The sequence below is a fragment of the Halocynthiibacter namhaensis genome, assembly GCF_000812685.1.
Lineage (GTDB): Bacteria > Pseudomonadota > Alphaproteobacteria > Rhodobacterales > Rhodobacteraceae > Halocynthiibacter > Halocynthiibacter namhaensis.
Genome location: NZ_JWIF01000056.1, coordinates 208552 through 222026 on the forward strand (window position 1 = coordinate 208552; position 13475 = coordinate 222026).

Annotated in this window: 13 protein-coding genes; 9 read left to right on the forward strand and 4 right to left on the reverse strand. The window is 53.1% G+C overall.

Annotated features, from left to right (window positions below):
• Window positions 1-3 precede the first annotated feature (3 nt).
• Entirely contained in the window at window positions 4-195 is a 192-nt protein-coding gene (locus tag RJ38_RS08995; protein WP_039018512.1) for a DUF2783 domain-containing protein, read from the forward strand.
• A 45-nt stretch (window positions 196-240) separates the two neighbouring features.
• Window positions 241-1800, forward strand: a complete 1560-nt coding sequence (locus RJ38_RS09000; protein ID WP_039018513.1) for a pentapeptide repeat-containing protein — start codon at window positions 241-243, stop codon at window positions 1798-1800.
• 3 nt (window positions 1801-1803) lie between these two features.
• Here the strand turns inward: RJ38_RS09000 and RJ38_RS09005 are convergent, their stop codons facing one another.
• The 3 genes from RJ38_RS09005 to RJ38_RS09015 form a co-directional block, all read right to left on the reverse strand.
• The gene (locus tag RJ38_RS09005; RefSeq protein ID WP_039018514.1) at window positions 1804-2529 is read right to left on the reverse strand and encodes a metallophosphoesterase; all 726 of its coding nucleotides are present in this window, start codon (window positions 2527-2529) and stop codon (window positions 1804-1806) included.
• Between the two features lie 9 nt (window positions 2530-2538).
• Entirely contained in the window at window positions 2539-4134 is a 1596-nt protein-coding gene (gene serA, locus RJ38_RS09010; protein WP_039018515.1) for a phosphoglycerate dehydrogenase, read from the reverse strand.
• A 74-nt stretch (window positions 4135-4208) separates the two neighbouring features.
• Window positions 4209-5354, reverse strand: a complete 1146-nt coding sequence (locus tag RJ38_RS09015) for a phosphoserine transaminase (protein WP_039018516.1) — start codon at window positions 5352-5354, stop codon at window positions 4209-4211.
• 132 nt (window positions 5355-5486) lie between these two features.
• Here RJ38_RS09015 and serB point away from each other — a divergent pair, with 132 nt between their 5' ends.
• Window positions 5487-6356: a phosphoserine phosphatase SerB gene (gene serB / locus RJ38_RS09020; RefSeq protein ID WP_039018517.1), complete on the forward strand. Its 870-nt coding sequence runs from the start codon at window positions 5487-5489 to the stop codon at window positions 6354-6356.
• A gap of 6 nt (window positions 6357-6362) precedes the next feature.
• Here the strand turns inward: serB and RJ38_RS09025 are convergent, their stop codons facing one another.
• On the reverse strand, window positions 6363-7358 hold the full coding sequence (locus RJ38_RS09025) for an asparaginase (protein WP_039018518.1): 996 nt from the start codon (window positions 7356-7358) through the stop codon (window positions 6363-6365).
• 174 nt (window positions 7359-7532) lie between these two features.
• On the opposite strand from RJ38_RS09025, the gene RJ38_RS09030 reads away from it, so the two are divergent.
• The 6 genes from RJ38_RS09030 to RJ38_RS09055 all read left to right on the forward strand — a co-directional run bounded on the left by RJ38_RS09030 (window position 7533) and on the right by RJ38_RS09055 (window position 13474).
• Window positions 7533-8084 (forward strand): invasion associated locus B family protein, encoded by a 552-nt coding sequence (locus tag RJ38_RS09030; RefSeq protein WP_039018519.1) that lies wholly within the window; start codon window positions 7533-7535, stop codon window positions 8082-8084.
• 158 nt (window positions 8085-8242) lie between these two features.
• Entirely contained in the window at window positions 8243-9397 is a 1155-nt protein-coding gene (rlmN, locus tag RJ38_RS09035) for a dual-specificity RNA methyltransferase RlmN (protein ID WP_039018872.1), read from the forward strand.
• Between the two features lie 136 nt (window positions 9398-9533).
• Entirely contained in the window at window positions 9534-10289 is a 756-nt protein-coding gene (locus RJ38_RS09040) for an SDR family oxidoreductase (RefSeq protein WP_039018520.1), read from the forward strand.
• On the forward strand, window positions 10286-10909 hold the full coding sequence (locus RJ38_RS09045) for an enoyl-CoA hydratase/isomerase family protein (protein WP_039018521.1): 624 nt from the start codon (window positions 10286-10288) through the stop codon (window positions 10907-10909). The genes RJ38_RS09040 and RJ38_RS09045 overlap by 4 nt, the downstream gene beginning before the upstream one ends.
• Before the next feature lie 76 nt (window positions 10910-10985).
• Window positions 10986-12323 carry a mechanosensitive ion channel family protein gene (locus RJ38_RS09050; RefSeq protein WP_052245304.1) on the forward strand — a complete coding sequence of 446 codons (1338 nt, stop codon included), beginning with the start codon at window positions 10986-10988 and terminating at the stop codon, window positions 12321-12323.
• Window positions 12320-13474 carry a TIGR03862 family flavoprotein gene (locus tag RJ38_RS09055; protein ID WP_039018522.1) on the forward strand — a complete coding sequence of 385 codons (1155 nt, stop codon included), beginning with the start codon at window positions 12320-12322 and terminating at the stop codon, window positions 13472-13474. Before RJ38_RS09050 ends, RJ38_RS09055 begins: the two co-directional genes overlap by 4 nt.
• Window position 13475 lies beyond the last annotated feature (1 nt).

Below are 13475 nucleotides of genomic sequence, written 5' to 3' on the forward strand. Positions count from 1 at the left end.
TACATGCTAAATTCCAAACCAAATATCGCGGATCATGATGGCTTTTATGCTGAGTTGCTTAACGCGCATGAGGGGTTAGATGAACAGGCTTCCGCCGCCCTTAATGCGCGGTTAATATTGGTTCTCGCCAATCACATTGGTGATCGTGATGTTCTGTCGCAAGCGATCAAAGCCGCAAAAACGACGTCAAAATAGGTTTGCACGCTTTACCAATATGGGCAGAGATGCAACTCTCTGTCCATGACATTTGATGCATTTTTCCCGCTTTCCACCGCCGAAACACGGTTTCTAGAAGGGCTTTCAATTCTTGGCCGTACAGTGTTCGCAGGTGGGGATCTGCCTGAAACCGCGAGTGATAACAACATGTTGCGCGCAGAGCTATTGCGGGCAGCTTTGTTGCATCCGAATTTGCCAATTGATGCCAAGGGCGTACGCTTACGCGGCGCTTGGGTTCAAGGGGCCCTTGACCTGCAAGGTATTCACTGCGCGCGCGACCTAACTTTCTCTAATTGTTGCTTCGCTGAACCCGCCAATTTTGTGAATGCCCAACTGCGTGGGCTGCATTTTTCGGGCTGCCATTTGGCTGGATTTTCTGCCGATCATGGGCAGTTTTCGGGGTCTCTGTATATTCGTGGTGATAGCCATGTGCAGGGCGAAATTAGCCTCGCTGGTGCGCGCATTACAGGTGACTTGCAGCTTTGTGGTTTGCGCGTTGAAAGCGGGGGGCAGGACGCAGTATTTGCACCTGGCTTGCGCGTGGATGGGTCCCTGTTTTTGGGAAACTACCCTTATTCAGACACTGATTCGTCATTGGTTACCGAAGGCGCGTTGTTCTTTTCATCCGCCCGAATCGGACATGATGTTTTCATAACGCGAACTGCCATTTCCGTTCAGGAGAACGGTGGCAGCACGACTTTTGGAGCAACTGAAGAACATGGCGCTGGCATTGCCTTGTCGTTGGCACGGGCGCATGTGAATGGAATTCTGTACCTGTCGGATAATCAGATTAGCCGTGGGATTGTGAATTTCGCAGGTGCGTATGTCACGCGATTGCGGGATGAACCCATCGCACCCGGGGCATCGTACCCTTTACGTCTGGATGGTTTTAACTATTCAGACTTTTCGCGCCATACGGATACAACGGTTGCTGCGCGCTTGGAATGGTTAGAACGACGTCCAGATGATATGCCATTTTCTGCCCAGCCGTATGAACATCTGGCAGGGGTTCTATCTACGCTTGGGCACCGAACTGATGCGAAAACGGTTTTGATGCATAAGGAACGTCTGTTACGGGTCGAAAATAGACGCCTTATGGCCCTTGAACATAAATGGGCAAAATACCTGTTTTCGGCTGTAATAGAGCCTGTTTTGAAATATGTTGTCGGTTATGGGTATCGACCTGCGCGTGCGCTTTTTGTGTCATCTCTGCTGGTTCTGCTATTGGGATGGTTTTTCGGCAAAGCATGGGATGCGGGTGACATGGCACCGGATGCGGCCCCGATCTTGATCTCGGCAAATTGGATTTCGGCCACGGAAACCCACCCGGATAACCCCGCACAGTTCTGGTCGTCGCCAGGGCAAGCGGGTCAGGATTATGAGACGTTTCATTCCTATGCCTATGCCGCTGACCTTCTGGTTCCGATTGTCACTTTGGGCCAAGAAAGCGCATGGGCGCCGTCAACCTCGCGCAGCCCTTGGGGATGGCATGGGTGGTGGATCAGGTGGTTCGCTAAGGTCGCAGGCTGGGTTATCACGGCTTTGGCCGCGGGTGCGCTGACGGGGATGATCCGCAATGATTAGGGTCTAACCAAGGGGAATTCGTCCAGTTGGCGTCAAAAGCCATGCGTCGTGATCTTCAATTACGATGGTGGAAACGTCTTTTCCCCAACCAGCACCAGTATCAATGTTGATCCGGTTCCCATAATGTGTGACCGCATCAATGGGCGTGTGCCCGTGAATGATCAATGCGCCGTGATCCACGTGGGAATTGTGAAATTCACCACGGATCCAGATCAGGTCATCTTCGTTTTGTTGATCAAGTTCAATGCCTGGCTTGATGCCAGCATGCGCAAAGAACAGATTGCCGCGATGGTAATAATTGGGCATCGCGCTGAGGAAATCGACGTGATCAACAGGGATCAACATGCGTGCTTGTGCAAGCATTTCCACTGCGGGCGTATTGATGTCGACACCGTAGGAGGTCAGCGTTTCGCGCCCTCCGATACGGTCATGCAGCCAGTGATAGTCCGGCTTCATGTTGGGATCGTGACGTTCGGGGTTCTCCAGCCACCACAGCATTTGACGGTCGTGATTGCCAAGCAGTGTGATCCAGGGTTCACCCCGGATCACACCTTCTATCATGAATTCGATCACGCCCTTTGAATCGTGGCCACGATCAATCAGATCACCGATCTGCACCACGGGCGCTTTGGGGTCATCCACACGGACGCGATCTTCTGCAATCAGCGTCATGGCCTTTTGCAGTTTATCGAGGTGCCCGTGCACGTCTCCTATGGCGTAGTGACGCATTTTTATCCCTTAAACGACGTCAAATTCCAGCGGCTTGATGCTTTGGAACATGCCCGTCTTATTCAGATTTGCAATCACAGATTCATCAATTTCATGGTCGATGTACAGTAATGCAATCGCCTCTCCGCCTACCGCTGATCGTCCAAGGGTAAAGTTCGCGATATTCACACCATTTTCGCCCATGGTTTGCCCCAGTGTGCCGATGATGCCGGGAACGTCCTCATTCGTGGTGTACAGCATGTGACGCCCGATTTCTGCATCAACCTGAATGCCCTTAATCTGGATAAACCGTGGTTTTCCATCACTAAATACAGTGCCCGCCACAGAGCGTTCGCGTTTTTCAGTCACGACCGTCACTTTGATATAGCCGTCAAACGCGCCGGATTTCGCTTGATTGGTGGTGGAAATCTGAATGCCACGTTCGCGCGCAACAACTGGGGCAGAAACCATATTCACGTCAGGATTCGCGCGCTTCATGATGCCCGCGATGACGCCACAGTTCAGCGCCTCGAGGTTCATTTCTGCAACGTTACCATCATATAGAATGTTAATGGCTTTGACGGGTTCATCGGTCATTTGACCTACAAATGCGCCGAGGTGGCCAGACAAAGCCAACCATGGCCCCATGACCTTGGATTCTTCCGCCGTCACAGAGGGCATGTTCAAGGCGTTGGTCACCGCACCGGTCAACAAATAGTCAGACATCTGTTCGGCAACCTGCAAGGCAACGTTTTCCTGAGCTTCCGATGTGGCCGCACCAAGGTGGGGGGTGCAGACGACATTCGGTAGATTGAACAACACGTTCTCTTTCGCGGGCTCGACAGCGAAAACGTCTAACGCCGCGCCAGCGACGCGACCAGATTGTAGCATTTCAGCCAAGGCCGCCTCATCAATCAGTCCACCACGGGCACAGTTGATGATACGTACGCCTTTTTTGGTTTTCTCAAGGTTTTCACGGGATAGAACATTGCGGGTTTGATCCGTCAGCGGCACGTGAAGTGTGATGAAATCAGCGCGCTTCAGTAGGTCATCCAGCTCGACCTTTTCAACACCCATGTGTTTGGCTTTTTCTTCGCCAAGGAAGGGATCATAGGCGATGACCTTCATTTTCAACCCGCGCGCACGGTCGCAAACGATGCCGCCAATATTGCCAGCACCGATGACGCCAAGGGTCTTGCCGGTCAGCTCGACCCCCATGAATTTGGATTTCTCCCATTTGCCCGCGTGTGTTGAGGCAGAGGCCTCTGGGATCTGACGCGCAACTGCAAACATCATTGCAATCGCATGTTCCGCCGTGGTGATCATGTTGCCAAAAGGCGTGTTCATGACGATCACACCTTTCTTAGATGCGGCGTCTTTGTCGATGTTATCCGTGCCGATGCCTGCACGTGCGATGACTTTCAGATTGTCAGCGGCGGCAAGAATCGTGGGGGTAACTTTAGTTGCAGAACGGATCGCAAGACCGTCATATTTGCCGATGAGTTCCGCTAGTTTTGCCTTGTCTTTGCCAAGATCAGGCATGAAATCAACGTCGATGCCGCGATCACGGAAGATCTGTACGGCGGTTTCGGAAAGTTTATCAGAGACGAGTACTTTAGGGGCCATGGTCGTGGTCCTTTATGAATATGTGGGGGGAGGCGCCCTGCTTTTTGATCGACAAGGCGCGCTCAGGGGGTGTGTTAGAGAGACGCGATTTCAGCTTCAAACGCATAGGTGATCCAAGGCAATAGGGCCTCGATGTCATTGGTCTCAACCGTGGCACCACACCAGATGCGAAGGCCTGCTGGGGCGTCACGATATGCACCAATGTCAAAAGCCACGCCTTCGGTTTCGAGACGCTTTGCAACGGCCTTGGCAAAGGCTGCGCCATCTTTGATGCGGGCGTCCGTGAATTTCAGGCAAACTGAGGTGTTTGAACGTGTCGCCTTATTGTTTGCAAGGTTCTCAATCCAAGGGTTTGCAGCGCAAAAAGACTCTATTGCGGAGGAATTCGCGTCTGCGCGAGCGATTAGGCCTTTGAGACCACCTACCGAGCGCGCCCATGAAAGTGCGAACAAGTAATCCTCGACGCACAGCATGGAAGGCGTGTTGATTGTTGCACCCGTGAAAATACCGTCAATCAGTTTGCCTGCTTTTGTGAGGCGGAAAATCTTTGGTAGTGGCCAAGCGGGGGCATAATTTTCAAGCCGTTCCACAGCGCGTGGAGACAGGATGATCATGCCATGGGCCGCTTCGCCCCCTAGGACTTTTTGCCAAGAATAAGTGGTCGCATCCAACTTGTCCCAAGGCAGATCCATGGCAAAGGCAGCAGAGGTTGCGTCGCAAATGGTCAGACCCTCGCGATCATCCTTGATCCAATCACCATTAGGTACGCGTACACCAGATGTGGTGCCGTTCCATGTGAAAACAACGTCATTGTTGAAATCCACAGTGCTGAGATCAACGATCTGGCCATAATCTGCGGTTTTGACGGTTGCTTCTATCTTGAGTTGCTTCACAACATCGGTGATCCAGCCCGCGCCGAAGCTTTCCCAGGCCAACATTTCAACATGCCGTGCGCCAAGCAAATTCCACAGTGCCATTTCAACAGCGCCGGTGTCAGATGCCGGAACGATGCCGATTTTGTAATCGCCTGGAATGTTCAGAAGCTCACGTGTTTCTTCTATCGCAGCTTTAAGCTTGGCTTTACCGCCAGCAGCACGATGCGAACGGCCAAGGGGCGCGTCACGTAAAACATCAAGATTCCATGAGGGAGGTTTGGCGCAAGGGCCAGAAGAAAAACGCGGATTAGCCGGCCGCGCGGCAGGGTGTACAATATCAGTCATGATATCCTTCCAGATATAAGCCCTTCGTTGGGGAAGGGTGTCCCACCTTTGGAAATAGCAGCGTTTTTTTCTGGCGCAAGTAAAAAATTGTCGTTATGCGGCGAAACACAACGCAAACACGACAGGTGCCCTATGTTCACAGCCACAATGATCGCAAAACCCGGAATGCTGGAACCCATTCTGGCGAACTCAATTCGAAGCGCGTGGGGGGGCGGTGAACTGCGGTGGTTGTCTGCGGGTGAGGCCGCAGAATTTGATATTCCAAAGATGCCCGACAATCATTGGGATGTTTGGGGTGAGTTGCAAAAAATGTCAGTGGATCTTGTTGTGCAAGAAACGGAGGGGCGCAAAAAGCGTGTGCTCGTGGCGGATATGGACAGCACAATGATTGCCCAAGAATGCATAGATGAGCTGGCTGCAGAGGCAGGAATTGGCGATCAGGTGGTGAAGATCACTGCCCGTGCCATGAACGGTGAGATTGATTTTGAGGATGCGTTGAAAGAACGTGTTGCTTTGCTGAAAGGGCTGAAAAGCTCTGTAATAGACACTGTTTTGGTAAATCGCATTACGCTTGTGCCCGGGGGGCGCGCATTGGTTCAAACGATGAAAGCAAATGGCGGCTACGCAGCGCTGGTGTCAGGTGGGTTTACCGATTTCACGGCGGATGTCGCTGCGAAATTGGGCTTTGATGAGAACCGCGCAAATACGTTGTTGCACGTGGATGGTGCCCTGACAGGTCAGGTCGGCATGCCGATCCTAGGGTTCGAGGCAAAGATCACTGCGGTCAACGAAATCACCGCACGCTTGGGGCTAACGCCAAAGGATGTGATCGCTGTTGGCGATGGGGCGAATGATCTTGGGATGTTGCACCTTGCGGGCAGCGGTGTTGCCGCGCATGCGAAACCGTCTGTGCAAGCGGAATGTGATATTCGGATCAACTTTGGTGATCTGACAGCCCTGCTGTATGTGCAGGGCTATCAGAAATCGGATTTTGTGGAATAACAGACCCTAAATAAAGGATTTTGCCGCATTAATCGTTCCGCAATTCACGCCATTCCAGTTCAGGATTGGCGTGTTTAAACGCTTCTTCGCGGCGGGATGTTCGGGGTCAAGAACCCCTAAGCGCACAAGGATAGCTGCGATCGTGCATTCAGATGCCCGGGTTGCGCCATCGGAAATTTTCAACGCGACACCCAATTTCTTTTCAGGGATGATTGCGACGAAAACACCATCAGCGCCCGTTTTGATCGACACTTTTCCGTCCATCGCGCGCATCAGTTCAGTGCAAGCCCGAGTTTCGCCAGCGACCAATTCGGGGTGCAGGGCCATGGCCTCGCGCAAACGCACGGCGGCTTTTTCGCGGGCGGAGCCGCTTTCGGATGCACCCGCAAAGAACCCCATCGCACGGGCCAGGCCAGCGACAGAGGTTGCATAATTGGGGGCAGAACAGCCGTCGATGCCATAGCCAGGACTGGTTTCACCCGTGGTATCTTCAAAAGCGTCCTTGATGGTGACTTGCAACGGGTGGCTGGGATCATGGTAATCTGCACCATGACCCATATGTTTGTTCCAGGTCAGAAAACCGGAATGTTTGCCGGAACAGTTGTTGTGGAACTGACATGGCGAATCATCGGTTTTCACAAGCGCATTACGCGCCGGGATGTCGGCTGGTTCCTGTGGACCACAGCGCAGATCGCTTTCCCTAAGGCCAAGGTTGGATAGCCATTTTCCAACACGATCTGTGTGGATGAATGCGCCTTGGTGTGATGCGCAGGATAGGGCCAGATGTTCGGTTGTGAGACCAAAGGCATCGGCTGCGCCACTTTCCACAAGGGGCAGGGCTTGGATCATTTTACACGATGATCTTGGATAAGTGATGTGATCAGGGTTTCCCCAGCTTTCGACGATTTGCCCTGCATGATCTGAAATCACCACATGGCCCGTGTGAATGGATTCAAGAACCGGCCCGCGCCAGATTTCGGTTAAGATATGGGGGGCTGTCATTGTGTCTCTCCTGATGGAATGCGCAGATTTTCGCCAACTTACGGGGGAATTGGGGTTTCAAACAACTGCATTTTTTGATTAGTGTAAGTCTATCGGGTAATCTCGGGAGGCAGATTTGACTATAACGGATCGTCGGGCCCGAACAGAGGCATAGCAGCTGGAGGCTGTATCGAAATGAAATCACATCTTTTCCGCACAATTGTTGGCGTGATCTGCTTGGGCGCGGTGTCTGTTGCTGGTTCCGTAACCGGGGCGCTTGCGCAGGCAACTTCAACCAATCGTGTTGCAGCCCAAACGGATTGGAGTGTCTTTGTCGATGATAGCCCAACCCAATGTTGGGCGGTTTCTGGCCCGAAGGCCACGGTAAACACTGATGCGAGCGGTCGCCCGAAAGCGGTGAACCGTGGGCAAATCTTGATGTTTGTCACATGGAACCCATCTTCCGAGATCAGTGCACAGGTTTCCTTCACGGGCGGCTATCCTTTTGCAAGCGGGTCAACTGTTAAGCTTGAAATCGGCGCCAGCGCGTTTGAATTGTTCACCACTGGCGAAAACGCTTGGGCCGCAAGTCCCGCGGATGATGCGCGCATCGTGACCGCGATGAAACGCGGTGCATCTGCCGTTCTGACCGGGCGTTCCGGTCGCGGTACAATCACGAAAGATACATTTTCGTTGTTGGGCTTTACGGCCGCAGTTGATGAAGCGGGCAAACGCTGCGACGGCTGATCTTTTGTAAAAGATTGCAGATGACAAAGGGGGCAACTTTCCATTGCCCCTTTTTTACGTTATGACGCAGCTCTGTTTCAGCGGAGCCCGAAATGTCTGACCCAAAATCTGCAACCACACCTGCTGTGCCCACATCGACCAAGGCCGTTACGCCTGATATGTTGACGCTGCCGCGCAAGGAAGCGCCTTCTGCCTTGATCAATTTGGTTGGGCTGACACGTGATGCGATGCGCGACGCACTTATCGAAGCCGGCACACCTGAAAAGCAGGCGAAGATGCGCACGGGGCAGATTTGGCAGTGGATTTATCAAAAGGGTGTGCGGTCGTTCGATGATATGACCAACTTGGCGAAACCATTTCGCGCGATGTTGGCTGAAAAATTTGAAGTTCGCGTGCCGGAGGTGATCACACGCCAGGTTTCGCAAGATGGCACACGTAAATATCTTGTGCGCATCAATGGCGGCCATGAGGTCGAGATTGTTTACATCCCGGAAACGGATCGCGGTACTTTGTGTATTTCGTCGCAAGTTGGCTGCACTTTGACCTGTACCTTCTGCCATACGGGCACGCAAAAATTGGTACGTAACCTAACCGCAGGCGAGATCATCGGTCAGGTGATGGTGGCGCGTGATGATCTCGATGAGTGGCCTGAACCTGGCCGTAATCCCAATGATGAGACCAAGCGCAAACTGTCCAATATTGTTCTGATGGGCATGGGCGAACCGCTGTATAACTTTGAAAATGTGCGCGATGCGATGAAGATTGCGATGGACCCTGAAGGGATCTCGCTGTCGCGTCGCCGTATCACGCTGTCGACCTCTGGTGTGGTACCGGAAATGGCGCGCACGGCCCAGGAAATCGGCTGTTTGTTGGCGATTTCGTTTCACGCCACCACAGATGCCGTCCGCGATGTGCTTGTGCCGATCAACAAACGTTGGCCGTTGGAAAAGCTGCTTGAGGCTTTGAACAGCTATCCCAAAGCGTCGAACTCTGAACGCATCACCTTTGAGTATGTGATGTTGAAGGGCGTGAACGACAGTGACGAGGATGCGCATCGTTTGGTCGAACTGATCAAAGGTATCCCCGCGAAAGTGAACCTGATTCCCTTCAATGAATGGCCTGGTTCCCCTTATGAGCGGTCTTCAAACAACCGTATTCGGGCGTTTTCCGAGATCATTTATCAGGCGGGATATGCATCCCCCGTGCGTAAACCGCGTGGCGAAGACATCATGGCGGCCTGTGGTCAGTTGAAAAGTGCGACGGAACGTGCCCGTAAAAGCCGCAAGCAGATTGAACGCGAAGCCGGTCTGTAGAACCCGCCTGTAATCGTCTTGCGTTGGGCTAACATGAAGCAGAACCGCACGTAATTAATGTGGCTTAGCCCATGTTCGTGCTTTTGTTGTGACTATCAGGGCAGTACCATTCTTCCAAAATAAAGGGAGACATGGGATGTCGGAAGTTTCAGGAAAAACCGTTTTTGTAACCGGGGCCAGCCAGGGGATCGGCGAAGCCACGGCGCGTTTGCTGGCACATGAAGGCGCGCGCGTGGTGCTGTTTGCGCGATCTACTGCGAAAATCGATGCGATTGCGCGTGATATTGGTGAGAATGCCCTGGCGATTTCCGGTGATGTCGCGTCTTGGGCCGATGTGGCAAAAGCGATGGCCGAAGCCGAACGTCACTTTGGTCCGGTGGATATCCTGATCAATAATGCCGGCATGATTGACCCGATTGGGATGATGAACACATCTGATCCACAGGCCTGGGGGCAGGCGATCGATGTGAACACAAAAGGTGTCTATTACGGGATGCGCGCGGCGATTCCGCGTATGGAAGCCCGTGGATCAGGCACCGTGATCACGATCAGTTCTGGTGCCGCACATAATGCCCTTGAGGGGTGGAGCGCCTATTGCACCTCCAAAGCGGGGACTGCGATGTTGACCAGTGCTGCGCATCTGGAAAGTGGCGGCAAAGGCGTGCGGATCATGGGATTTTCGCCGGGGACCGTGGCGACACAGATGCAAAAGGAAATCAAATCATCAGGCATCAACGCGGTTAGCCAGCTGGATTGGGAAGATCACCATCCGGTGGATGTTCCTGCGCGTATTCTGTTGTGGATGTGTGGCAGCGACGCGGATGATTACCTTGGCCAAGAAGTTCACCATGCTGATGAAGATGTTCGCACGCGTGCGGGTATCTCCGTGTGATTGAGGTTGAGAAAAATGATGCGCTCTGGACGGTAAAGATCAACCGTCCAGAGAAGGCGAATTCTCTGACATCTGTGATGCTGGAAGATCTGTGTGAGGTTTTCGAAACAGTGTCTAACGCAGGTGTAAATGCAGTTATTTTGACCGGCGACGGCAAGGTTTTCTCTGCGGGGGCGGATTTGGATGAAGCACGCGCAGGCTTGGCAGTATCTCCCCTCTGGGAACGCCTTTCAACTGCCGTGGCCCATGCACCGTGCCTGACCATTGCCGCGTTGAACGGAACCTTGGCAGGCGGCGCGATGGGCATGGCGTTGGCTTGTGATTTGCGTATCGCGGTGCCTGGGGCAAAGTTTTTCTATCCGGTGATGAAACTGGGCTTTCTGCCGCAACCCTCTGATCCAAAGCGCTTGCATGATCTTGTCGGCCCTGCGCGGGCAAAGTTGATCTTGATGGCAGGGCAGAAAGTGACCGCGCAAGACGCTTTTGCGTTTGGCTTGGTCGATAAGGTTGTTGCACCTGAGGACTTGATGTCTGAGGCTTTGTTATTGGCGCAAGCGCCGATCGCGGCTGATCCTGCACATGTGGCGGCGATTAAAGATATGGTACGACCAACCCGTTGACGCCGAGTATCGCTTGAGATTCTGGTCAATTTCTATATGCAGGCCGTCAATTAAAGTGACCGGACCGGAGAGTAATATGAGTGTCGAGACGATTGAAGCCGAAACTGATTTTGCCACAACGGTCACGAACTATGCATTTTGGGCGTGGGACCTTGCCAGTGATTGGTTACTGTCCCCGGCCGCCTGGTCACAATTTGCTTTGCTTGTGGTGGCCTTTGGCCTTGCTTGGTACGGCGCGCGCAAGCTAACGCCGACCATCACGCGCTTGGTCTCTCCGCCAGAGGAACAAGTGCATATTGTCGCGCGCCTACGCCGATACGCTTTGTTGTATCTTCCCTTATTGCTGCCCCTGTTGGCCTATGCGTTGATTGGTTTGGGCGAAGGTGTGACGCGATCCCTGTTCGGATCGGGCGCTGTTATCGCCTTTGGCAAACGCGCGTTCCTGTTCCTAGCTGTGCGCGCCTTGGTGAATGACATTATCCAGGATTCTTTCCTGAAATTGCTGGGGAAATACGTTCTGATCCCAGTGATGGCGTTGCACACGGTTGGGCTTTTGGGCTTGGCAACCGATTATCTTACCAACACTGTTGTTCAATTCGGCAATATTAGTTTTTCGGTGATGTCCTTGGTGCGCGGTATCGTTGCTGGCGCGATTTTGTTTTGGCTTGGGCGTTGGTCAAATGATCAAAGCACGACCTATATTCAGAAACAGCAAGAACTGCGCCCGGCCACGCGCCAACTGGCTGTCAAAGCATCCGAGATCTTCATCTTTGGCCTCGCGTTCCTGCTGCTGCTGAACATTATGGGTATCAACCTGTCGACCCTCGCGGTTCTTGGTGGTGCGATTGGTGTGGGTCTTGGTTTTGGTCTGCAAAAAATTGCGTCGAACTTTATTTCAGGTGTGATCTTGCTGCTGGAAGGTCAGGCAACGGTGGGGGATTTCGTCGAACTGGATGGTGGCGAATCTGGTACCATCGTGAAAATGACGGCGCGTGCGATTTTTCTTGAGACATTTGATGGCCGTTGGATCGTCGTTCCGAATGAGGATTTCATCACCACCCGGGTTGTGAACTTTTCGGATCAAGGGTCTTCCAACCGATATGAAGTCGCGTTTTCAGTCAGCTATGACACGGATATCAATAAGATCCCTGACATCATTGAACCGGCTGTAGCGAAGCACAAAGCTGTGTTGGATGCACCTTATCCGCCGGATTGCGAACTGCGTGGGTTTGGCGACAGTGGCGTTGATTTCGCCGTGGAATTCTGGGTGAACGGGTTTGATGATGGGGACAATAAATTCACATCTGATGTCATGTTTATCGTTTGGAATGCCCTGAAAGACGCGGGCGTCGAGATCCCATATCCGCACCGTGTTGTTGAGATCAAAGGCAGTCTACCTGTGGCATCTGAATGAAAACGGCACTTGTCATTGGGGCCGGACCTGCTGGCCTAATGGCGGCGGAAGAACTGGCGCGTGCCGGTGTAAGCGTCACGATCCTTGAGGCCAAAACCAGCCCCGCGCGCAAGTTTTTGATGGCGGGCAAAAGTGGCTTGAACCTGACCAAGGATGAGCCCCTGGCAGGTTTTATTGCGGCTTTTCCTGATGCACCTAAAGAGCTGCGCGATATTCTGGCTGACTTTGGCCCTGAAAAGGTCAAGCAATGGGCGCAGGATCTTGGCCAAGAGGTTTTCACAGGATCATCAGGGCGCGTGTTTCCAACAGCAATGAAAGCATCGCCTTTGTTGCGTGCTTGGATGGGGCGTTTGGATGGGCTTGGCGTTGTTTTGCGGACCGGCACCCGGTGGATTGGGTTTGAGGGAAGCGGCGTTTCGATTGTCAGTGCGACCGGAAAGGATGTTCTGACGCCGGATGTTGTCGTTCTTGCCTGTGGCGGGGCCAGCTGGGCGCGTTTGGGGGCAGATGGTGCTTGGATCGATTTCGTTGAGGCCCCCTGTGTTCCATTCAAGCCTGCCAACATGGGGTTCGTTTGTGATTGGTCACCGCATATGCAACGGCACTTTGGTGCACCTGTAAAGCCCGTGGTGCTGCGCTGTGGTGGGCATGAAATCAAGGGCGAGTTTGTGATTTCGGCGCGCGGTGTTGAGGGCAGTGGCATTTATGCTGTGTCGAGGCAGATGCGCGAAAATCACCCTTTGATGCTGGACTTGATGCCAGACCTAAACGTGGCGGCCCTGACCGCACGGCTGAGCAAGCCGCGTGGTAAGAACAGTCTCACCAATCACTTGCGAAAGGCCGGTTTGTCGCCTGTGAAAATCGGGCTGTTACGCGAGGTCGGATCAGATTTCACGGCACAAGCCATTAAGAATATGCCGATGCCTCATAATGGCCCTCGACCTATGGATGAGGCGATTTCCGTCGCCGGGGGGCTAAGCTTTGATGCATTGGATGCAGATTTGATGCTACAATCTAGGCCGGGCGTTTTTTGTGCTGGCGAGATGCTGGATTGGGAAGCACCAACAGGTGGCTATCTTATCAGTGGATGTCTCGCGACGGGTCACCGCGCAGGGCGCGCGGCGGCCAACTGGGCGAATAATAGAGACTAAC